Source organism: Streptomyces sp. NPDC020681, from assembly GCF_044334895.1.
Classification (GTDB): domain Bacteria; phylum Actinomycetota; class Actinomycetes; order Streptomycetales; family Streptomycetaceae; genus Streptomyces.
Map to the genome: position 1 here is coordinate 246,973 of NZ_JBIRTX010000010.1, position 20,991 is coordinate 267,963.

General features: G+C 68.0%; 22 protein-coding genes and 3 pseudogenes. 12 read left to right on the forward strand and 13 right to left on the reverse strand.

What is annotated here, in order from left to right; all coding sequences use genetic code 11:
* Positions 1–10 precede the first annotated feature (10 nt).
* Positions 11–154 (forward strand): annotated as a pseudogene (locus ACH4YL_RS24650) (hypothetical protein); the annotation flags it as partial.
* A 55-nt stretch (positions 155–209) separates the two neighbouring features.
* Here the strand turns inward: ACH4YL_RS24650 and ACH4YL_RS24655 are convergent.
* Together ACH4YL_RS24655 and ACH4YL_RS24660 are read right to left on the reverse strand one after the other, a co-directional pair.
* On the reverse strand, positions 210–1,796 hold the full coding sequence (locus ACH4YL_RS24655; protein ID WP_398509574.1) for an alpha/beta fold hydrolase: 1,587 nt from the start codon (positions 1,794–1,796) through the stop codon (positions 210–212).
* 142 nt (positions 1,797–1,938) lie between these two features.
* The gene (locus ACH4YL_RS24660; protein ID WP_398509575.1) at positions 1,939–3,135 is read right to left on the reverse strand and encodes an Ig-like domain-containing protein; all 1,197 of its coding nucleotides are present in this window, start codon (positions 3,133–3,135) and stop codon (positions 1,939–1,941) included.
* Between the two features lie 260 nt (positions 3,136–3,395).
* Between ACH4YL_RS24660 and ACH4YL_RS24665 the strand changes: the two genes are divergently transcribed.
* A complete protein-coding gene (locus ACH4YL_RS24665) occupies positions 3,396–4,172 on the forward strand; it encodes an alpha/beta fold hydrolase (protein ID WP_398509576.1) in 777 nt (258 codons plus the stop codon).
* A gap of 11 nt (positions 4,173–4,183) precedes the next feature.
* Positions 4,184–5,458 carry a cytochrome P450 gene (locus ACH4YL_RS24670; RefSeq protein WP_398509577.1) on the forward strand — a complete coding sequence of 425 codons (1,275 nt, stop codon included), beginning with the start codon at positions 4,184–4,186 and terminating at the stop codon, positions 5,456–5,458.
* A gap of 200 nt (positions 5,459–5,658) precedes the next feature.
* On the opposite strand, the gene ACH4YL_RS24675 is transcribed toward ACH4YL_RS24670, so the two are convergent.
* Positions 5,659–6,402, reverse strand: a complete 744-nt coding sequence (locus tag ACH4YL_RS24675) for a hypothetical protein (RefSeq protein ID WP_398509578.1) — start codon at positions 6,400–6,402, stop codon at positions 5,659–5,661.
* A gap of 105 nt (positions 6,403–6,507) precedes the next feature.
* On the opposite strand from ACH4YL_RS24675, the gene ggt reads away from it, so the two are divergent.
* Both ggt and ACH4YL_RS24685 read left to right on the forward strand, forming a co-directional pair.
* On the forward strand, positions 6,508–8,310 hold the full coding sequence (gene ggt / locus ACH4YL_RS24680; protein ID WP_398509579.1) for a gamma-glutamyltransferase: 1,803 nt from the start codon (positions 6,508–6,510) through the stop codon (positions 8,308–8,310).
* Between the two features lie 114 nt (positions 8,311–8,424).
* Positions 8,425–9,135: a glycoside hydrolase family 75 protein gene (locus ACH4YL_RS24685; protein WP_398509580.1), complete on the forward strand. Its 711-nt coding sequence runs from the start codon at positions 8,425–8,427 to the stop codon at positions 9,133–9,135.
* Positions 9,136–9,216: 81 nt separating this feature from the next.
* Here ACH4YL_RS24685 and map read toward each other — a convergent pair whose 3' ends face one another.
* Positions 9,217–9,984, reverse strand: a complete 768-nt coding sequence (map, locus tag ACH4YL_RS24690) for a type I methionyl aminopeptidase (protein WP_398509581.1) — start codon at positions 9,982–9,984, stop codon at positions 9,217–9,219.
* A 55-nt stretch (positions 9,985–10,039) separates the two neighbouring features.
* Here map and ACH4YL_RS24695 point away from each other — a divergent pair, with 55 nt between their 5' ends.
* Positions 10,040–10,294: a helix-turn-helix domain-containing protein gene (locus ACH4YL_RS24695; RefSeq protein ID WP_398509582.1), complete on the forward strand. Its 255-nt coding sequence runs from the start codon at positions 10,040–10,042 to the stop codon at positions 10,292–10,294.
* 25 nt (positions 10,295–10,319) lie between these two features.
* Here the strand turns inward: ACH4YL_RS24695 and ACH4YL_RS24700 are convergent, their stop codons facing one another.
* The 3 genes from ACH4YL_RS24700 to ACH4YL_RS24710 all read right to left on the reverse strand — a co-directional run bounded on the left by ACH4YL_RS24700 (position 10,320) and on the right by ACH4YL_RS24710 (position 11,962).
* A complete protein-coding gene (locus ACH4YL_RS24700; protein ID WP_398509583.1) occupies positions 10,320–10,499 on the reverse strand; it encodes a hypothetical protein in 180 nt (59 codons plus the stop codon).
* Positions 10,500–10,792: 293 nt separating this feature from the next.
* Positions 10,793–11,050: a hypothetical protein gene (locus tag ACH4YL_RS24705; RefSeq protein ID WP_398509584.1), complete on the reverse strand. Its 258-nt coding sequence runs from the start codon at positions 11,048–11,050 to the stop codon at positions 10,793–10,795.
* A gap of 603 nt (positions 11,051–11,653) precedes the next feature.
* On the reverse strand, positions 11,654–11,962 hold the full coding sequence (locus ACH4YL_RS24710; protein ID WP_398509585.1) for a hypothetical protein: 309 nt from the start codon (positions 11,960–11,962) through the stop codon (positions 11,654–11,656).
* Between the two features lie 112 nt (positions 11,963–12,074).
* Here ACH4YL_RS24710 and ACH4YL_RS24715 point away from each other — a divergent pair.
* Positions 12,075–13,301, forward strand: a pseudogene (locus ACH4YL_RS24715) (IS3 family transposase).
* 325 nt (positions 13,302–13,626) lie between these two features.
* On the opposite strand, the gene ACH4YL_RS24720 reads toward ACH4YL_RS24715, so the two are convergent.
* Positions 13,627–14,394 (reverse strand): response regulator, encoded by a 768-nt coding sequence (locus ACH4YL_RS24720; RefSeq protein WP_398509586.1) that lies wholly within the window; start codon positions 14,392–14,394, stop codon positions 13,627–13,629.
* A gap of 467 nt (positions 14,395–14,861) precedes the next feature.
* Here ACH4YL_RS24720 and ACH4YL_RS24725 point away from each other — a divergent pair, with 467 nt between their 5' ends.
* Positions 14,862–15,314 carry a HesB/IscA family protein gene (locus ACH4YL_RS24725; RefSeq protein WP_398509587.1) on the forward strand — a complete coding sequence of 151 codons (453 nt, stop codon included), beginning with the start codon at positions 14,862–14,864 and terminating at the stop codon, positions 15,312–15,314.
* A complete protein-coding gene (locus ACH4YL_RS24730; protein ID WP_398509588.1) occupies positions 15,295–15,756 on the forward strand; it encodes a hypothetical protein in 462 nt (153 codons plus the stop codon). Before ACH4YL_RS24725 ends, ACH4YL_RS24730 begins: the two co-directional genes overlap by 20 nt.
* 826 nt (positions 15,757–16,582) lie before the next feature.
* Here ACH4YL_RS24730 and ACH4YL_RS24735 read toward each other — a convergent pair.
* Together ACH4YL_RS24735 and ACH4YL_RS24740 are read right to left on the reverse strand one after the other, a co-directional pair.
* Positions 16,583–16,705, reverse strand: coding sequence for a hypothetical protein (locus ACH4YL_RS24735; RefSeq protein ID WP_398509589.1), 123 nt, complete (start codon positions 16,703–16,705; stop codon positions 16,583–16,585).
* Between the two features lie 76 nt (positions 16,706–16,781).
* Complete coding sequence (locus ACH4YL_RS24740; protein ID WP_398509590.1) at positions 16,782–17,381, reverse strand: hypothetical protein; 600 nt, start codon at positions 17,379–17,381, stop codon at positions 16,782–16,784.
* A 61-nt stretch (positions 17,382–17,442) separates the two neighbouring features.
* On the opposite strand from ACH4YL_RS24740, the pseudogene ACH4YL_RS24745 reads away from it, so the two are divergent.
* Together ACH4YL_RS24745 and ACH4YL_RS24750 are read left to right on the forward strand one after the other, a co-directional pair.
* Positions 17,443–17,736 (forward strand): annotated as a pseudogene (locus ACH4YL_RS24745) (response regulator transcription factor); the annotation flags it as partial.
* 268 nt (positions 17,737–18,004) lie between these two features.
* Positions 18,005–18,301, forward strand: a complete 297-nt coding sequence (locus ACH4YL_RS24750; RefSeq protein WP_398509591.1) for a hypothetical protein — start codon at positions 18,005–18,007, stop codon at positions 18,299–18,301.
* Positions 18,302–18,413: 112 nt separating this feature from the next.
* Here ACH4YL_RS24750 and ACH4YL_RS24755 read toward each other — a convergent pair whose 3' ends face one another.
* The 3 genes from ACH4YL_RS24755 to ACH4YL_RS24765 all read right to left on the reverse strand — a co-directional run bounded on the left by ACH4YL_RS24755 (position 18,414) and on the right by ACH4YL_RS24765 (position 20,190).
* Positions 18,414–19,016, reverse strand: a complete 603-nt coding sequence (locus ACH4YL_RS24755) for an RICIN domain-containing protein (protein WP_398509592.1) — start codon at positions 19,014–19,016, stop codon at positions 18,414–18,416.
* Between the two features lie 215 nt (positions 19,017–19,231).
* Entirely contained in the window at positions 19,232–19,612 is a 381-nt protein-coding gene (locus ACH4YL_RS24760) for a hypothetical protein (RefSeq protein WP_398509593.1), read from the reverse strand.
* Between the two features lie 197 nt (positions 19,613–19,809).
* Positions 19,810–20,190 carry a hypothetical protein gene (locus ACH4YL_RS24765; RefSeq protein WP_398509594.1) on the reverse strand — a complete coding sequence of 127 codons (381 nt, stop codon included), beginning with the start codon at positions 20,188–20,190 and terminating at the stop codon, positions 19,810–19,812.
* 195 nt (positions 20,191–20,385) lie between these two features.
* On the opposite strand from ACH4YL_RS24765, the gene ACH4YL_RS24770 reads away from it, so the two are divergent.
* Complete coding sequence (locus tag ACH4YL_RS24770) at positions 20,386–20,874, forward strand: DUF6924 domain-containing protein (RefSeq protein ID WP_398509633.1); 489 nt, start codon at positions 20,386–20,388, stop codon at positions 20,872–20,874.
* Positions 20,875–20,991: the final 117 nt, after the last annotated feature.

The window sequence follows — 20,991 nt, forward strand, 5'->3', positions numbered from 1 at the left end:
GGGTTGACTGATGCTCAGCTACGAGGAATTCCGACCCGAGGGCAAGCTCATCGCGTCGGATCTCGACTACGATTTGCCCTCCACACCGGCCGAGGACGTCGTTCCGGCCGAACGGGGACTGCTGCTGCCAGGGGGTCCCGCCCAGGCCCGCTAGGGCCCGGGAGCACGGTGCAGCAGCACATGGGGCACGACCTGGCAGCAGCCGGTGATCACTTCTGCCGCAGCGGGACCGACAGATAGGACGGGTCGGCTGCGGACGAGGAGAAGGTCAGCTGCGCGCCGGACGGGTTGTGCTCGATGTAGAGCGGGTCGACAGTGTCGACGACCACGGCGAGACGGTGGCCGGCCGGTACGTCGTAGGCGGTGGAGAAGAGCTCCAGGTCGACGGCGAACGGCTTGCCGGGCGTCTTGCCGTGGAAGGTGTACGGCGCATTGCTGACCAGCTTGCCGAGGCCGAGCGGGCCCACGTCGTAGAGATAGGCGACGAGGGTGCCGCTCTCCTTGGTACTTGTGACCGTGGTGTGCAGCTTCGCGGTGCCGCGCACCTGCTGCTCGGATCCGTACCGCTCGGACTGCCAGACCGCCGCGAAGGAACGGGGCAGCAGCGGGATCGACGCCATCGGGGGGAGCTTGGCGAACTGGTCCAGGATGCTGGAGAGGAAGATGACGCCGCCGTTGGCGCCCGAGTCGACATTGGCGTGGATCCGCTTGGTGCCGCCCAGCTCGATTTTGCGCTGTGTCGCGGTGACCGACTTCCAGTCCGGGTAGCTCTCGTAGCCGCCGGTGGTACGGGACTTGAGCCGCACCGGCAGCTCGCGGTCCACGCCGTTGTCGACTCCCTTGAGATGGTGGTCGAACCAGCGGTGGGCGCTGGTCCAGGTGTCGTTGGGCAGACCGAGCAGACCCGTGCCCTCGGCCGTCGCATGGTCGCCGGGCCGGAACTCCAGCCGCTTGGGACCCTTCAGCCGCTCGTAGAAGGCCGCGTACTGATTGGGCGGGAAGAGCGAGTCGCCCCAGGCGTTGCCGAGCATGACTGCCGCGCCGTTGGCGTTGATCCGGTCCAGGTAGGTGGCGGGGGAGCGCAGCTTGCCCCACGCGATCATGTTCTCCTCCTCGGCGAGGTTGGAGCCGAGGAAGTCGGCCATGACCTTCTGGAGTTCGGGGCTCGGGCGGCCGGTGAGATAGCCGGCGCCGCTGAGCAGCAGGGCGGCCTGCAGATGCTGGGTGCGGCCGCTGTAGATGGAGTCGATGAGGTCGGCCCAGCCGCTGAGCGCGACGACGGCCTTGATGCGCTTGTCGTGCGCGGCGGCAAGGAGGCCGATACCCGCGCCGTACGAGACTCCGGCCATGCCGACCCTGTCCGGGTCGGCGGGCGTGTTCGCCAGCGCCCAGTCGATCACCTTGGACGCGTCGGCGATGTCGGGCGGGCCGGCGACCTCGATGTTTCCGCCGGACTGCCAGAAGCCCCGCGAGTTGTAACTCACCACCACATAGCCGGAGTCGGCGAGTTTCTTGGCCTGGGCGAGGTATTCGATCTGCGGCATGCCCCAGCTGGTGGGCAGCACGATCACCGGATAGGTGCGGCTGCCGTCGGCGTCTGCGGGTGTGACGACATTGGCCTTCAGCACGGTGCCGCCGTCGCCCTCGATGTCGACGAACCGTACGCCCGAGGAGGCGGATTGGACCGCCCCCGCCACCGGTGCGGCGGGGGCGGCCCCGACGGCCGGGCCCGCGAGCAGCGCGGCGGAAACCGTGCCGATCGCGGCCGTACGCAGAACCTTGCGCGGCTGTCCCACGGTCACTCCTCACTCGTGTCACTTGCGAAGTGACTCGACGGTAACCGCGCGGCCTTACCCGAAGTAACTCCTCGGTAAGTTACGTGAGGGTAACGATAATTGGACGTCGCGTCAGTAGCGATGGCCCGGAACGGGCGAAGCGTCAGCGCAGGGCGCTCTTCGCCTGCCACTCGCTCCAGGACAGATTCCACTCGCCGTAGCCGTTGTTGAGCGCCTGGGTTCCCTTGGCGTCGTCGCCGGTGACCTCGAACGGGTCGCCGACCTGTACCTGGTCGTAGATCCACCGCGCGTCGGCGTCGCTCATGCCGATGCAGCCGGAGCTCTTGTTGGCGCTGCCGAAGTACCCGGCGTTCCACGGAGCGGCATGTGCATACATTCCCGACCAGGTCAGCCGCATCGAGTAGTCGACCATCTTGTCGTAGGCGTCGCCGAGGCCCACCGTCTCGGAGCGCATATTGATCGTGCCCTCCTTCGACATCAGCACGGTCCTGCCCCGCCAGGACGCCTTCTCGCCGCCGGGTGTGCCCGCCGACATCGGCACGTCCTTGATCTCCCGGCCGTCCCGCACCAGCTTCAGCCGGTGGTTGTCGAGGTCGACCGCGACCAACTGGTTCTTGCCGATGGTGAAGTTGGTCGTGTAGTCGCGTACGAACCAGCCGCCCGAGCCCGAGTCGATCCCGTTCAGCTCGGCCGCGAGCGTCACCTTGGTGTCCGGCTTCCAGTACTCCTTGGGCCGCCAGTCGACCCGGTCCTTGCCGGACCAGTCCTGCATCCAGCCCCAGGAACCCTCGGTCTTGTTCGAGGTCGTGACCCTGAGGTGCTTCTCGACCTCGGCCCTGTTCTTCACCGGGTGGTCGAAGACGATGGACAGCGGCTGGGCGATGCCGACCGTGGAGTTCTTACCGGGCGCCAGGGTCAGTTTGTTGACCTTCTCCGGTGCCGCGGTGGTGAATTCGGCGGTGGCGCTGCCGCCGTTGCCGTCCTTCGCCGCGACGGAGTAACCGGTGCCCGGGGCGGCCGCGCGCAAGGAGATCCAGCTCCTGCCGTCCGACGACAGCCGGCCGTCGAGCCGCGCGCCCTTGGAGTCGGTGACCGTGACCTGTGTCAGCTTCCCGTCGGCGATCGTCACCCGTACCGGCTCGCCCGCCTTGGCCTGCTTGCCCGAGAGGCTCACCGAGATTTCGGTCGGCTTCTTGCCGCCGCCCGCCGCCGCGCTGCCCGAGTCCGCGGTGGCGCCGGAGCAGGCGGTGAGCGCGGCGGCGAGCGTCACTGCGCCGGCCGTCACGGCATGGCGGGTGGTGCGGCGGCCGAGCGGAAAGCGCGGGCGTATGCGGCTCAAGGGGAAACCTCCGATGCGATCTCTGTCGCGGACGAAGAGCCCGAGCCGAGACCGGAGGTTCCGGAAGTGCTCGTATTTCCGGCAACACCCGGTGTGACGCTGAACACCCCTTTCATCCCGCGCGCCGGGCAGGAGCGGCTCGACCGGACCGACAGACAGAACGCGCCATCGCGCAACCGCAGGCCCCCTCCCGTCCCTTGCCCGGAAAGAGCGTTGACCCCACCGTGGTGGAGTCAGGCCCGCCGGCGATCGGAGTAGCCGTGGCCCCCTTCCTCCTGCCCCATTCCCTTCACGGATCGGGCCCCCACCACGTCATCGCCGTGCACGGCTGGCTCGCCGACCGCGCCGACTACGCCGCCGTACTGCCGGACCTCGACCGGGAGAGCTTCAGCTATCTCTTCGTCGATCTGCGCGGCTACGGCGAGGCGCTGCACGCGCCCGGCGAGTTCACCACCGCCGAAGGAGCCGACGACATCCTCCGGCTCGCCGACCGGCTCGGCTGGGACTCGTTCTCGCTCGTCGGGCACTCGATGGGCGGCTCGGTCGTCCAGCGTGTGCTGGCCGCGGCGCCGCACCGGGTGCGACGGCTGGTCGGGATCTCGCCCGTGCCCGCGAGCGGGCTGACCATGCCGCCGGAGCAGTGGGAACTGTTCGCATCGGCCGCCGAGAAGCCGGAGAACCGCCGCGTCATCATCGACTCGACGACCGGATGGATGCGGCCCGCGGCCTGGCTGGACCGGATGGTCGACCGGTCGCTGGCCCACAGTGACCCAGCCGCGCTCCGCGCCTGGCTCGACTCCTGGGCGGGCGAGGACTTCCACACCGAGGTGGCGGGCTCCGAGACTCCGGCGCTGGCGGTGACCGGCGCGCTCGACCCGGCGATCAGCGCGGACTTCATGCGCCAGACGTGGATGCGCTGCTACGAGCGGGGCGAACTGGCCGAGTTGGCGTGCGCCGGACACCACGCCATGGACGAGACCCCGCTTCAGCTGATCCGTACCGTCGAAGACTTTCTCCGGGCCGCCGTCCGCGTATGACAATGCCAGGCATGCCCGATCAGAGTGCACCGGATCAGAGCGTGCCCGATGTCTTCGACCCGCGGATCTACGCCGCCGGGCCCCCGTACGACGCCTATCGCGCGCTGCGGGACCATCATCCGGTGGCCTGGCAGGAGGAGTACGAAGTACTGGGCTGGCCCGCGGGACCCGGTTTCTGGGCGGTCACCCGGCACGCCGACGTCGTACGGGTCCTCAAGGACTCGGCGTCGTACTCCTCGCACCTCGGAGCCACCCAGATCCGCGATCCGGATCCGGCCGATCTGCCGTTCATCCGGCGCATGATGCTCAACCAGGACCCTTCCCCTCGCTTCGCGGGGGAGACCCCATCGGACCACGGTCGGCTGCGGAGGCTCGTCAGCCGCGCCTTCACCCCGGGACGCATCGACCGGTTCACCGCCAGGGCTCGGGCGCGCGCCCGCCAACTGCTCGTCGCCGCACGCGAGTCGGGCCCCGTCTTCGACCTGGTGCACGCCGTCACCGACGACTACGCCCTGCTCAATCTCGCCGATCTGCTCGGCGTCCCGGAGAGCGACCGCGGGCTGCTGCTGAAGTGGACCGAGCGGGTCATCGCCTACCAGGACCCGGATGAGCCGCCCGTGCTCGGACCCGACGGCCGGCCGGTCAATCCGCGCTCGCCGGCCATGCTCCAGGAAATGTTCGGCTACGCCCAGCAGCTGGCGGCGTACAAACGCGACCGTCCGGCCGATGACGTCATGACCTCGCTCGCCACGTCCGAACTGACCGACGCAGAGCTGGAGATGTTCTTCTTCCTGCTCACCGTCGCGGGCAACGACACCGTACGCAGCGCAGCGCCCGGCGGCTTCCTGGTGCTCGCCGAGCAGCTCGACGCGCAGCGGAGCCTGCGGGCCGGCGAGGTGGACCTGGACCGGGCCGTGGACGAGCTGCTGCGGCGCCATCCGCCCGTTCTCAGCTTCCGCCGCACGGCGGTGCGAGACACCGTGCTCGCCGGGCAGCGGATCCGCGCGGGAGACAAGGTCGTCGTCTTCCACGCATCCGCCAACCACGACGAACGGGTTTTCGACCGGCCGGCCGCTCTCGACCTCGCGCGCTCACCCAATCCGCATGTCTCCTTCGGCGACGGGCCGCATGTCTGCCTCGGCGCTCACTTCGCCAGGCTCCAGCTGCGCGTGCTGCACGAGGAGGCGATGGCGGCGCTGCCGCCGCTGGTGACCGCGGGAGAGCCGCGACGGCTGGTCTCGAACTTCATCAACGGCATCAAGTCGCTGCCGCTCACCGCCGCGTAGCTGGTCCCAGGGCCTGTCGTTTGGATCTTGCCGGGCTCGCGTGCCCTGGCACCGCGCCTCGCCGCGTTGTCGTCGGTCGGCATGGCTCCGCCATGCCTCCCTCCTCCGCCTTGCGATCCGTCCCCTGGGCCCTGAGGGCCCGGTGAGGCCCCATGGCACCAGACCCGCTCACTGATCCGGCCTGATCCAAACGAAAGGCCCTAGGTGTTCGCCCGCTGCGAGCTCCGGGCGGCCGGGGCCGGCGACTGCGCCGAGCGGGTCACATCGGCGACCAGCTCGACCACGTCGGGTCCGTACGCCGCGGAGTTGACGACCTTGAGCAGCAGACAGAAGGAGTTGCCGCCGTGCTTGCGGGCGAGCTTCTCGTGGTGCCGGGCGAGATAGCGGGTCGCCGCCTGGTTGGTGATGGCGCGCTGGCCGCAGAAGAGAAACACGGGCCGCGAGTCCTGCCCGGCGGTCAGCCGCGCCAGGAGGACGTACTCGGCGACGCCCGGCTCCATGCGGTAGCGCTCCGACCCGATCTGGAACGCGCCCTGGTCCGGGCCCGGATCCGGGTCCGTGTTGATGCGCACTCCGGGCAGCATCGAGTGCAGATGCGCCGCCATCCGCCGGTTGGAGACCGGTCCGCCGACGCAGAACTCGGTGCGGTCGCCGAAGCCCTGCTGGGCTATGTCGTGCCAGACGATCTGGGCATGCGCGCCGCAGTCCTTGATCAGCGCGGAGAGCTCGAGCAGCGCGAAGACGTCGAACCGGTGGACCGAGCCGTCCCGGCCGGCCTCGCGGTTGACGACCAGCAGCGATTCGGAATTTCCGGGCAGCCCGAAGAAGGTCTGCTTGCGGTGGAGTCTGCGCCGCCACAGATAGGTGCGGGCAAGCCAGCCGAGCGAGGCGCTGATGCCGGCGGCCAACACGCCGAGCACGATGTTGCGTACGTCGTCATCCATGGGCGCGCATGTTAGCGGTGTTGTTGGAACATTGTTCGAGGCGGTCCTGACGCAGACGGTGCGGTGAAGTTACCCTGCGCGGACGTACGTTGACTGGAGGTACGGATGCGTCGCTCCGCCGCACGAAATGTGTCGGTTCTGGCCCTTGCCGCGGCCGTGGTCTCGATCGGCGCGGCCGCGCCGCCGGCACCGGGGGTCAGTACTCCCGGCAAGACGCCGGTCGCCGTCGGTTACGGAGGCGCGGTCGCCAGCGTCGACGCGGACGCCTCGGCCGCCGGCATCGAGGTGCTGCGGCGCGGCGGTAACGCCGTGGACGCCGCGGTCGCGACCGCGGCGGCGCTCGGCGTCACCGAGCCGTATTCGGCGGGCATCGGCGGCGGCGGATTCTTCGTCTACTACGACGCCAAGTCCCGCAAGGTCCACACCATCGACGGCCGCGAGACCGCCCCGCGCACCGCCGACGCCTCGCTCTTCCTGGAGAACGGCAAGCCCATCCCGTTCGAGGAAGGCATGACGAGCGGCCTCGGCGTCGGCACTCCGGGCACACCCGCGACCTGGGACACGGCGCTCGACGCGTGGGGGAGCAGACCGCTGCGGCAGTTGCTCCAGCCGGCCGAGAAGCTGGCCGAGGACGGCTTCACCGTCGACGCCACCTTCCGCGCCCAGACCGAGGCCAACCGCGCACGCTTCGCGGACTTCCCGGACACCGCGGGACTCTTCCTGCCGGGCGGCGAACTGCCGGTGGTCGGATCGGTCTTCAAGAACCCGGACCTGGCGGACACGTACCAGGAGATCGGGCGCAAGGGCGTCCGCACGCTGTACCGCGGCGAGATCGCCGAGGACATCGTGCGGACGGTGAACAAGCCGCCGGTGGCCCCCGGCGCCACGCGGATCGTGCGGCCCGGCGATCTGACGACACGGGACCTGCGGTCGTACGAGACGGTCCGGCGCGCGCCGACGAAGGTCTCCTACCGCGGTCTTGACGTGTACGGCATGGGCCCTGTCTCCTCGGGCGGCACCAGCGTCGGCGAGGCGCTCAACATCCTGGAGCGGACCGACCTCTCCAAGGCCACGCAGCGGCAGTATCTGCACCGCTTCATCGAGGCCAGCAGGATCGCGTTCGCGGACCGCGGACGGTGGGTCGGCGACCCGGCCTTCGAGGACGTGCCGACGAAGGGTCTGCTGTCGCAGCGTTTCGCCGACTCGCGCGAGTGCCTGATCAAGGACGACGCCGTGCTCACCAGTCCGCTGGCGCCGGGCGATCCCGCAAACCCGGCGGCCTGCGCCGCATCGGGCACGGCCGCGCCGACGACGTACGAGGGTGAGAACACCACCCATCTGACGGCCGCCGACAAGTGGGGCAATGTCGTCGCGTACACGCTGACCATCGAGTCGACCGGCGGCAGCGGCATCACCGTGCCGGGACGCGGCTTCCTGCTCAACAACGAGCTGACCGACTTCTCCTTCGCCCCGGCGAACCCGGCGGTCCACGACCCGAATCTGCCGGGTCCGGGCAAGCGTCCGCGCTCCTCCATCTCGCCGACGATCGTGCTGGAGGACGGGCGGCCGGTGCTGGCGGTCGGCTCGCCGGGCGGCGCGACGATCATCACCACCGTGCTGCAGACCCTGACGGGACGTCTTGACCGGGGCCTGCCGCTGGTGGAGGCGATCGCGGCACCGCGCGCCAGCCAGCGCAACCAGACGACGACGGAACTCGAGCCGGCGCTGTGGAACAGCCCGCTGCGGGCCGAACTGGAGGCGATCGGCCACGGCTTCCGGCAGAACCCGGAGATCGGCGCGGCGACCGGCATCGAGCGGCTGCCCGACGGGCGATGGCTGGCGGCGGCCGAGAAGGTGCGCAGGGGCGGCGGCTCGGCGATGGTGGTCCGTCCCAGCGGCAACCCGTAGCCGCAACCCGTAGCCGCAACCTCTCGCGGTAACCCGTCCGGCGGCTGATCGAACGCGCCGGGCCCGCGAACGGGTAGGGAGCCTTTCGCACACTTTCGGACAGAAAGGCTCCCTGTGCGTATTCGACATGCGGTTTTCACCGTGGCCGCCGGTTCAGCCCTGCTGGCGGCCGCGGTACTGCCGGCCGCCGCCCATGCCCACCATCGCGCGACCGCTCCCACGAGCCCCGCGGAAAGAGAGGGCTCGGTCACCGCGTCCGAGCTGCTCGCCAAGGTGAAGAGCTGTACGCAGATCTCCGCGGGCCGGTACAGGTCGGACAGCGGCACGTCCGCGAACATCCCGGTCTGCAAGACGGGCGAGGCGGTGTTCTGGAAGGCCGACATGGACATCGACTGCGACGGGCAGCGCACCACTCACTGCAGTGTCACGACCGACCCGTGGTTCCAGAACACGACCGCCTTCCAGCAGTCCGACGGCAAGCAGCTGAACGCCGAGACCCTGCCCTTCATCGTGGTGCCGACGCCGAGCTCGGTCTGGGACTACCGCACGCAGCGCATCATGGGCGGCACGGTCGTCGCCGTCATCTACAACAACCAGGTCCAGTACGCCGTCGTCGGTGACACGGGCCCGAGCGCCATCATCGGTGAGGCCTCCTACGCCACGGCCAAGGCCCTCGGCATCAACCCCGATCCGCGGACCGGCGGTGTCGCGTCAGGGGTCACGTACATCCTGTTCACGAACACGCGGGTGTCGCCGATCGAGAGCCACAGTGGCGCGGTGATGCTGGGCGAGGCCTTGGCCAAGGAATTCGTACGGACGCCCTGACGGCTACTGTCGTCAGTGTGCGGTGACTTGAGCTCGGTGATTTGAGCGCGGTGGCCGGAGCACGGTGATTGAGCGCGGTGGCTAGAGCGCGGTCAGGATGCGCGGGCCGTCGTTCGTGATCGCCACCGTGTGCTCGGCATGGGACGCCCGGCTGCCGTCCATCGTGCGCACCGTCCAGCCGTCGTGCGCCGTGTAGTGGTCGTCCGAGCCGCCCGCGATCAGCATCGGCTCGATCGCCAGCACCATGCCGTGGCGCAGCGGCATCCCGCGGCCCGGCCGTCCCTCGTTCGGGACGCCCGGGTCCTCGTGCATCGTGCGGCCCACGCCGTGGCCGCCGAAGCCGTCCGGGATGCCGTAACCCGCCGAGCGGCACACCTGGCCGACGGCATGGGCGATGTCGCCGATGCGGTTGCCGACGACCGCCGCCGCGATGCCCGCTTGCAGTGCCTCTTCGGCGGTGGCGATCAGACGACCGTCCGCCGGGCGCGCGCGGCCGACGGTGAAGCTGACGGCCGCGTCGCCGACCCAGCCGTCCAGGATCGAGCCGCAGTCCACGCTCACAAGATCGCCGTCGCGCAGCCGGTAGTCGTCGGGGATGCCGTGCACGATCGCGTCGTTGACGGACGTGCAGATGACGGCGGGGAAGGGGACGGGCGCCCAGCTGGGGCGGTAGTCGAGGAACGGCGATCCGGCGCCGGCCTTGTCGAGTACGGCACGCGCCGCGCGGTCCAGCTCCAGCAGGGTGACGCCGACGTCCGCCGCCTCGCGGGCCGCCGTGAGGGCCTGGGCCACCACGCGGCCCGCCTCGCGCATCGCCTCGATCGATGTATCGGTCTTGATCTCCACCATGCCAATTACTATACCGGTTCTGGCGGTATTGGAATACCGGCATTAGAATAACGGCATGGTGCGCACTCCTCTCACTCCCGAAGAGCGTGAACGCGGCGAGCGGCTCGGCCGGTTGCTGCGCCGGGCGCGCGGCGACCGCAGCATGGTGGAGGTGGCCGCGGCCGCCGGACTCTCCGCCGAGACGCTGCGCAAGATCGAGACCGGTCGCGCCCCGACGCCCGCCTTCTTCACGGTGGCCGCGATCGCCGCGGTGCTCGGCCTCTCCATGGACGAGCTGGTGGTCCGCTGCGCCCTGGTGCCCGCGGCCTGATCCGGACTGATCCAGACGACAGGCCCTAGTCCGCGACCGCGAGCTGGATGCGGTGGTGGCGCGGGCGATCGATCTCGTCCAGCAGCGCGACGGCCAGATCCGCGTGCGCGATATGGCCGCCGCCGTCGATCAGCCGGCCCTCGGCCGTGCGGTAACGGCCCGTCGGTGCGGCCTCCGCGTCCAGATCCATCGGCGGCACGACCATCAGCCAGTCCAGCCTCGCAGCCGTTCGAGTTGAGCTGGTACGGGGATCAGCCGGTGGCTCTGCCGCTGGGGGAGTTCTTCCATTCCCGGCGCCTTCCGCTTCGCAGCAGCCAAGTCGGCGCCCTACCGCCGCGGGGAGGCGGGCGGTACTCGACAGCCGAACCGCCGTTCTGCTCCGGTGGAGCAGTAGCGTCAACTCGGTTGTCGCTGTTGACTCAAGACCCGCGAGGGCGTCCCGGAGCCTGATGGCCTCCGGAGAGCCCCCAGTCGCTGAGGCGACTGGCCGCGAACACCTCAGCGACAGGCTTCGGAGACGGCACGTGCTCGGTGGCGGGCAGCGCTCCGCGGGGCCTCGTGGGCCATCACGACGCGGTACGCAGCAAGGAGGGGGCGGAGTTCCAGCTCTCCGTCACCGTCCGGCCGCGTCGAGCTGAGCAGCAGCACGCACAAGCCACGGATCCCGGGCGGAAGTTTGTCACGGAGGACGGTGAGCAGTTGGTCGCGTGCGCTGGTCACCAGGACCCGCTGGCCCTGCGCGAGCAGAGCTGACACGAGACAGGCGATCGTATGGGTCTTCCCAGACCGGGTGGCCCTTGGACCAATGCGCCGGTGTCGTGCTCAACGCGGCCGAGCATGCTGTGCTGGTGCGCATTGGTCTTGCCGGGAAGAGCGGATCACCGCCGAAGAGTGGCGCGCGCTGCTCGCCGTCCCACGCCGCACGTTCTTCAGTTCCGAGTGCCCTGAGCATCTGTGCCAGACCCAGTGGTGCATGGGCCTCGGACGCCATGGTGTCGGCAATCTGGTTGTAGAAGCGAAGGAGCGAGTTGACATTGTGGGGGCGCATCACCAGAGCTGGAGCGTACGAGAGCCGGGCTTCGGGCTCCGGATCACGCGGTGACTGCCACTCGGCGCTGAACGTCATGGGGCGTGACATCACGCGCTCCTGCCACTGCGCCAACTGCTCCAGCGTCTCGGGACCGAGGGGATGCATCGCCTGGGCGACGATCTCTTCGGCCGGCGCGGCGCCTCGTTCCCGTAGCTATCTGTCGTGGGTGTCCAGGAAGTCCTGGTCCGCCGGGTGCAGGGCGCTCTCGGACGACAGCCTCACTGTCACGCGTGCGCAGCGGCGCTCCACCGAGGTCTCCACGCGGTGTGTCAGCAGATGCCGGTGTACGGCCTCGCCATCGGTTCCCGCAAGGTCAACAGTCCAACGGCCAGTACGAGTTCCGTCTGGTCATCCTCCTGCGCGAGCTTTTGGTGCCATGCGTAGATCCGGTCGTACAGGTCACGCAGCTGGTGCTCGGTGCGTTCGCGCTCTGCCTGCTTGCGCCACCGGCCGAGCCACGCGCCGTACGCGCGCAGCTCATCCACTGCTTCGGCTCGGCGGACGGTGCCTTCCTCCTTCCACCATTCGTGTCCGTCCGCGCCACGCACGGGCTCATGCCCGGGCCCCTCCTCAGCCATGGGCGGATCACTCGCGTCGGCCGCCGGGCAACGGGCGGATGGGGCCTCCCCCTGAGTGGTGGACACGCTGATACTGGATCTGCTTGATCCGGAGGAAGCGAGAAGACCGCCGATGGCGATGAAGGACTATTCGGACGAGTTCAAGGCCGATGCCGTGGCCCTGTACGAGTCCACACCCGGGGCGACCTACAAGAGCATCGCCGCTGACCTGGGCATCAACCGGGCGACCCTGCGTGAGTGGGTGCTGCGGGACCGCGAGCGTCGTGGCGTCACCGCTGCGGCTGCGCAGCCGGGCGCCCAACGTCGGGAGGCGGTGCCGTCCGCTGATCGGGACGAGCGGGTGCGGCGGCTGGAGGCCCGGGTGGCCGAGCTCGAGGCGAGTGAGCGCAAGCTCGCCACCGAGCGGGACATCCTCCGCAAGGCGGCCAAGTATTTCGCCGGAGAGACGAACTGGTGAGGAGCCGCTTCCAGTTCGTTGACGACCACCGGGACACCTACGAGGTGAAGCGGCTCTGCCAAGTCCTGGATGTGAACCGGTCCAGCTACTACAAGTGGCTCGCCGGCGCCGAGGCCCGGGCCGCCCGGCAGCACAAGGACCGGGTCCTGGCCGAGGAGATCCGCGAGGTCCACGGCGAGTCCGGCGGCGCCTACGGATCCCCGCGAGTGACCGCCGAACTCCGCGGGAAAGGGCGGCGGGTCAACGAAAAGCGGGTCGCCCGGATCATGCGGACGTTCTCCATCACCGGCATCCGCCTACGCAGACGCGTGCGCACCACCGTCCCGGACCCGGCCACCTCACCGGTCCCGGATCTGTTCCAGCGGGACTTCACCGCCACCGAGCCGGGGCGCAAATACATGGGCGACATCACCTATCTCCCCCTGGAGAACGGGGAGTTCCTCTATCTCGCGACCGTGCTGGACCGCTTCAGCCGCAAGGTCGTCGGCTGGTCCATCGCCGACCACATGCGCACCGACCTGGTCGCCGACGCACTGCGGATGGCAGCCTCGACCCGCGGTCGCCTGGACGGCGCCGTGTTCCACTCCGACCACGGCGCCCAATACGGCTCCCGGGCCTTCGCCGGTCTCTGCGACCAACTCGGGGTCACCCGGTCGATGGGCGTTGTCGGCACCAGCGCCGACAACGCGGCCTGCGAAAGCTTCCACGCGTCCCTGCCTCCAGGGCGCACACGACTACGGCGACTCCGACACCTGCCGCAGGACCGTCTTCGCCTGGCTGACCCGCTACAACACCCGCCGCCGGCACTCCGCCAACGGCCACCTCAGCCCCAACGAATACGAACACCGACACCACACCGCTAAACTCACGCTCGCCGCGTGATCAATAACCGCGTGCCCACCTTCGCGGGGGAAGGCCCAACGCTCCAAAGTGAGGGCCTGATCTCGGGGCGGCAACGGGTTTCGAGAGGGATGGCTTGAACGTGCGGCGACACGGCCTTTGCGCCTCCTGATGTATGCGAGTGAAAGTGCCCTGGGACGTTTCTGCGGCGGTGCGTCGGTCAGTGGCTGTGTGACCTCTGGGAACCATGCGTCCGCAACTCCCCACTGACACCTCCGGAGAGCAGCCTCTTGTCACGTACACCTTGGTGTCACGGACCCCTATTTGAGGCCCCGCTGCCTGCATGTGTCGAGCCTTCAAGCAAGGATCATCCGCAGCGTGTGCAGCCAGGGCAGTGCCGACCCGTCCCCGCTCGCGACCTGCCGACGTCGCTTACCCAACGGTAGTTGAGTTCTGGTCGCCCCACCCGTCCGTACCGTGGGTTGCGCTGCGCCATGCCCGTGCCGACGAGGTACTCCAGATACCGGCGTGCGGTAATGCGGGAGATCCCGATTCCCGAGCCGAGCGCGGCTGCTGACAGTCCTTCGTCGGAGGCCGTCTGCAGGGTGTGCCTGACTCGTTCCAAGGTAGGGGCGCTGAGTCCCTTGGGTGGCTCGGCCTGCTGGGGGCCCCGAAGGGCGGCGAATACCTGGTCGACCTCCTCTTGCCCGTTGGCCTCGCCCGATGCAGCTCGGAACTCTGCGTAGCGCAGGAGCCGGTCACGCAGGTTGTGGAAGGTGAACGGCTTGAGTACGTACTGGACCACACCCAGCGAGACGCTCTCGCGGACCATGGCAAGGTCGCTCTCGGAGGAAACCGCGATCACGTCGGCGCGATGGCCGGCGGCGCGGAGAGCGCGGGCGAGCGTGAGGCCGTGCCCGTCCGGCAGATGGAGATCGAGAAGGAGCAGGTCCACGCGCGTGCAGCCGAGTTGACGGCGGGCCTCGGCGCAGGTGCGTGCGATGCCCACCACCTCGAAGTCGGTCAGCTGCCGCACGTACAGAGCATGGGCCCTGGCCGCGACCGGATCCGTATCGACGACGAGGACTCGGATGCGTGCAGGGTCGGGATTCCGGCCGGGCGCGGAACCGTTCATCGCACCTCTTCCTCGCACAGCAACATTTCCGGACCTGTCTGCCGCGGGGGCTCTTCTGCCTTCTACGGGCGTGCGACGCTCGGCGTTCATGCCGTACGCAGGGCGTTTCGTATCCGTGGTGTGGGTCTCCTGTCGAGTACGGCCGGGTGTCTCGCCAGCAACGCGGCCGAAGTACCGCCGCAGGTTCTGGACTGTCGGTTCCTTTCACGGAGTTTCCCGTACGAACACCGCGCTTCGACTTTCCGAGTTGGTGTCACTGCTGTCGGGTGTGTGCCCGAACCGGGCGCACTGAGCGCCGCTGGTGTCCACGTGGGGGGGAACTCCTGCGTGGCGAACTGACCGACTGTGTACGGAGGTTGCCCGAGTCTGGGGCGTCACCTGGGCGCTGCTCCTCGCATCAGTTGCACCCTGTCTTCCGGCGAGCAGCCGACCAGTCACCAAGGGCATCAGACAAAGAAGCGGGTTAGATGACTGAGCAGCGTACGATCACGCAGCGGCCGCGGTACTCCGTGAACCTCTCGGATGCCGCAGTCGAGAAGATACGCAAGTTGCTGGAGCCGGAGGAGCCCGGACTCGCATTGCGCATCTCGGTGCAGCCAGGAGGCTGCTCAGGGATGCGCTACCAGTTGTACTTCACCGACGAGTACGCGAAGGCGCTGCGCAAGCAACTGGACGAAGACTCCGACGAAGGCTTCGCCGAACCCGACGATGTCACAGAGGCGAACCAGCGTGCCGCGATGGAGGCAGCCGGCGAATCCCTCCAGTGGTTCGAGGGTTTCGCCGTCGTCGTGGACAAGCTGAGTGGGCCATTCCTCGATGGCGCCGTGATCGATTACGCGGACACGCTGCAGAAGCAGGGGTTCACGATCGACAATCCGAACGCACAAGGTACTTGCGGCTGTGGCGACTCCTTCCAGTAACGCGAACCCTTCGGAGCCGGAATGGGAAGCGCAGGACTGGACATGCGCTCAGGCATTCGCGTACGGGCTGATCAGCCGGTTACGCCCGACATGGCGCAGGGCTTCGATGGAGTTCCGCGCCACGCATGACGTCCTCACGCTGACGCTGCTGTTCATCGATCGGACGGATCCTGCGCAAGCCATGCGGTGTGTCCGTGAGCTTGTTGAGCATGATGTCGAGTGGGCGGTGTGGTGTCAGGCCCAACTGATCTGCCCACAGGACTTCATCACTACGGCCGACCTGGACAAGGCCGAGCGCGCGTGGCAGTGGCTCGCGGAGAGCTGTCTGCTCGGCGGAGAACTGTTGGGGGAGTGTTCACCAGGCCAAGCGAGTGTGTCGATGCGCGGCGTTGGTGTGGCACTTGGGGTGGCCGGAGCACGTGAACTCCTGCTGGTTCTTTAGCGTTGCAGTTGGGGCACATGTGCAAGAAAGCCTTGGCCTCAACGAATCGCGGCGGGAGCATGGGTGTGCTCCCGCCGCGAGGAGGCGCGGATGTCGCAGAAGACCAAGGCGGCTCTCTTCTCGTCGCGAGCCGCTGGGATTCCAGGTGGAACCACATTCTGGCCACGGCTGTGGCTTGAGCGGCTTGCTTGACCGACTTGCGCCTCATCTGGCCCCTTGCGCGCGTCGTGCCGGGCGGCCCTGTTTTTTGTGCTGCGGAAGCCCCCGTAGGAGTCTGACGCCCTGATCGCAGCGTTCAACGATCCGGCCGGGAGAGATCAAGTCTGGTCACGTCGATTCCTCAATCGCTCTGGGCGCTGGACGAGTTGGGTGGAGGTCCGGCGCACGAGCGGTTCCCGACCCTGGGGGAGCTCTTCCGCGCGCTGGTGTACGCACGCAGGTGCCAACATGACTCGGTCGGCCACATTGCCGTGCCGAGCGAACAAGCCGCAGCTGTCTCCCCGAACACTCACTGCGTCAGCGCTGCGCTGCGATGCTCCTGCGGGCTGATCCCCGTACACCCGCTTGTACGCCGAGCTGAGCGAGAACCCACTGCCGTGACCGACCTGCCGAGCAACGGAGTCTTCAGTGTGACATCGGCCGTCGGTCGCGAGTGCGGTGGCGGAAAATCGGCGCGCCCGCGACTTTGGTCCACGGGAACGAGCGGCAGCCGTCCGTGGGGCCGATATCTGCGTAAATCTATCGATCATGAGCTGGAGCAAGCGCAGGCGGCAGACCGGAAGGGCGCCCCGGCCTTGGTGTAGGTCGGGACAGCAGCCGGGCCTGTTCACCCACGTCGTCGCCGGTGAGCAGGGGTGTTCGACAGGAAGAAGCGGCCGTCGCGGTGCGCGGTCAGGCCGGCCATCGCCTCGTACTCAAGCGGCTGCGCCGTCTTGCCGAACTGCAGCACGGTCTTGGGCTTTCGCCCTTCGGACCGATCCGCACGATCCGGCCTGGCTTCCCCATCCTCGCCTCGACGTAGGCGATCAGGGACGACCCTTCGGTCGCCACGGGAAGGATCTGGCGCTTGTCCTCGGCCCCGGACGCCACTTGACCTTTCCGGTGTCGAGGTCGAAGGCAACGATCTCGGTGCGGCCGATGAGGTCCTCGCCCGCCAGCTTCGTCGTCAGATAAAATAGGCCCTTGCCAACCAGGTCGCCATCGCAGTTCTGCGCGCCACGCCCGGAGTCACCGGATCCCGCGCAGGGCTCGAACTTGTACTTTCCGCCGTTGATGGTGGAGCGCAGCTTGCCGTTGGGCTTCAGGGCGATCACCGACCAGTTGAACTGGTCCTTGGACTCGTGGACGGAGACCACGAGCGGGTCCACGGAGTACACCTTGTTGAACTTCCACGCCATGGTCTTCTTGGTCTTCTTGTCCGTCAGCCGGTAACGCCACTTGATCTCCCCGGACTTGGGATCGACCTCCTTGATCTGCCCGTATGTGGTGATCTCGTTGAGGCACCAGTCGAGCACCAGGAGCTTCTTGCCGCCCGCGACATCGTTGGGGGTGCAGCCGCCGGTCTTCTCCTCGCCGAGCTCGAACAGCGGCTTGCCGTCGCTGACTTGGTAGGTGTCGGCGCTCATGTTGCGCCCGACGGTCACCGTGTTCTGGGTGATCGACAGGTGGATGATGATCGTGCTGCCAATCTCGCCGGCCGTGACGCGTCAGCTGATCACTCAGACGGCCGACCCCGACTCGGCCGGCGGCCGCAGACAGCAGGCCCGTACCCGTATCGCAGAACTCGCCGAGCGCGAGCGCGAGGTGGCCGTCGCCGTCGGCCAGGACAAGTCGAACGCGCAGATCGCCGAGGAGCTCTTCATGAGCGTCGCCACGGTGAAGGCCCACGTCAGCCGCATCCTCACCAAGCTGGACCTGAACAACCGGGTGCAGATCGCGCTGCTCGCGCATGATGCGGGGCTGCTCGACGGCGACAGCTGACGGATGTGGCGCGGCCCGTCGGGGTGCGATGTGCCGGGCGGCCGGCAGTATCGGCGCATGGGGACTCAACCGCGCATCGTTGAGCGGGCCGAGCAGCCGTTCGTCGGCGTCCGGGGCCGCGTCACCTGGTCGGAGTTCGGGCTGATCGCCGACCGGCTGCCCGAGATCGTCGGTCTGCTCGCCGAACGCGGCATCACTCCGGTCGACGGGCCGTTCTTCAAGTACGAGCTGATCGACCCCTCGGACCTGGAGCGGGAAGCTGGAAGTGGTGGCCGGAGTTCCCGTCGGCGAGCGGGTGCGGCTCCCGCACGCCGACCTGTTCGCCGGCACTCTCCCGGCCGGCAGCTATGCGACGGTCCACCACATCGGCCACCCCGACAAACTTCTGGGCCTGGCCGCCTCCCTGCTCAAGTGGGGGCATGCCAAGAGCCTGAAGTGGGACATGGTGCGCACGGAAGCGGGTGAGGTGTGGGGCTGCCGCCTGGAGAGCTACCACACCGATCCACGCCTGGAGCCGGACCTGGAGAAGTGGGAGATAGAGCTTTCGCTGCGGCTTGCGGAATAGGGCGTGCGCCCTACACGATGCGTACCCCGGCACCGCTCGCCGGCTCGATGACCTTCGCCGCCGAGCTGCGCGAGAGTGCCGAGGCATGGCGCAAGATCATTACAGGAGGGCCTCAGTAGCCGAGCTTCCAGCGCTGGAAACCGCCACCGTTGTACGGGTACGAGTAGACGCCCCCTGCCCGGTCACTATCGAGAGCGTCGGAGTAGCTGTTGCGGAGCACGATGTTGTCCCAGCCTCCTTCGACTCCCCAGAACTGCCAGCCGGCACTGGGGTGGGACAGGCTGCACGGCTCGGTCGCAATGGGGCGGTCCCAGCGCTGCGAAAGGCAGCGTCCCGTTGCGATGTTCGTCAGCTGCACCGAGCCTCTGAATTCGAACCGCTCCCACAGCTGGAATGCGTTGCTGTCGATGGGCGAGCCACATGGCGAGGTGTAGACATCGCCGTTGAAGTTGCTGTCCAGGCAGAGTCCGGTCTCCATGTTCCGCAGGATGCTGGCGCCCGCGGACGCCTGCGCGGAGTTCCCCGAGGTCACTACGGAGAGGGCGGCTGCAGGCAAGAGGGCGAGCGCGACGATGCCCACCTTCAGGGCCGCACGCCCGAACCCGCTCCTGGGCCGGTTCGGCTGACCGATCTCCGTCGTGTGGCCTTCCGTCTCGCTGTGGAGTCGCTGCGTCCATAACCGCGCCGACCGTCTCTTGCGTGTGCTCGTGTGCATGGTTCTCCTTCACATGCTGGTGCGCCGGGAAGGCGTCACTGTCGAGTTGATTCACCCCTCATGGTCAAGACACGTCTTGTCTTGCCCTTGCGTCGGCCTTGCTGCTCGGGATGTGTCCTGATGAAGGGGGAATCGGTTAGCCGGCATCGACCCCGGGCAACGGACGACGGCCGGCCTTCGCTGTCTGCGAAGGCCGGCCGTCGTCACGGATCTGCTCAGCTACGGGCGACGATCGGGTAGACGTAGGTGCCCCGGACGTTGACGTGCACACCGCTGCTGGTCGGGAAGGTGAAGTTGCGGACTTCCTTGCGGTTGGTGCCGGAGCGGATGGTGATGATGGCTCGCTGGTTGTAGCCCTTCAGGAGGGCGACGCCAACGCATTCGCCGCGGGTCAGGTTGCGGGACCCCCAGCCCTGGCGGTTGCCGGTGGGAGGCAGGAGGGCATGGACGGTGAAGTCTGTGCCGTTGTTGCACATGGTGAACGCGCCAGGCGTGCCGGCCTGCGCCGAAGCCGTCGGCAGAATCGCCGCGGCTCCGACGACCATGGCCGAAGCCAGGATCCGTGCCGGCCACTTCTTCCGTGTGAGCTGTCCCATGATCTTCCTTCTGAAGTACGGGCGACGCAGGGCGCCGCACTGGTGATGGTGCGTCAGTAAGGATTCGCGACGTGCCTTGTCGTGTCCTTGCTGAACTCTTGTGCCCGGGGAAGGTCCGGCCGGTGGCGCCGGTTGAGAGGCCGTCAGGTCCACTCGATGTGTGCCATCGGCCGGATCGATCCCAGCCGCTCAAACGCTCAGCTGCGGGCCACTATCGGTGTGGTGAAAGTGCCGCGAACCTTGACGTCGACGCCGCTATTGCTGGAGAAGGTGAAGTTGCGTACTTCCTTGGAGCGGCCGTTGGCGTGGACGTGGATGATCGCCCGGCGGGTCTCATTCCTTTCCAGAGTCTGGATCGTGCACTGCTTGTATCCGATCAAGGGCAGGTAGTAGGCGCGCTGAGTACCTGTGGCCGGCAGTTGTACATCGACGCCGAAGGACGAGCTGTTGTTGCAGATCGTGAAGAAGCCGGGGGTGCCTGCCTGGGCCGACGCCGCCGGCACTGCGGCGAACGCCCCTGTGACCATGGCCAGGGCCACAAACCGCGCCGACCATCTCTTGCGTGTGCTCGTGTGCATGGATCTCCTTCACATGCTGGTGCGCCGGGAAGGCGTCACTGTCGAGTTGCTTCACCCCTCATGGTCAGGACGCGTCTTGTTTTGCCCTTGCGGAACCCTTGCCACTTGAGAGAGGTCCGGCGCCGAGGCCCTGCCGGGCAGTTGGCGCCGATGAACTCGAGGCGGCAACAACGCGTGGTCAGGGCTGTGACCGCCATGGAAAACCATCCCCCTGTCGACTTGGCCGATGACACGGTGTGGGACGCTCTCGTGATCCGCACCGACTACTCCGACGGAGCTGCCTGGCAGCAAGTCGTCCTGGGCCTGCGGCAGCCGTGGGGGGACGAAGACCCTTCCGAACCGTCATGCCATCTCGTCAACGACCCGGCTTGGGCAGGAGCGGATGCCGACGAGGTGCTGGCTGCGCTCCCTCAAGACCTGCACGAGACACTGCACGAAGTCGTGTTCCTGGCCGATGGCCACACGATTCAAGGGGAACAGACGCTGCTGGCAGTGAGTACTGACCCGGACATGGAGGACCGAGACGCTGAGGTGCCTGGGCTGGGTTTCACACGCCGGTTCCGGATCCTGCCCGCAGCCGTGGCGGAGATGGTGGGCAACCTGGCCATCGCCAACATGTCTTTCGAAGACTTCGCCGGCTCCGCCTATGACGATCCCGAGCAGATCCACGGTGGGTTCTTGTGATGTGTCGTCAGGCATCAGTGAGCCGACTCTGATGGGGCCTGCGGGATACGCCGGCACGGTCATGCAGAACCGGCCGTACGAGGCGACATGACTGTCCTCGTACGGCCGGTCCAGTGG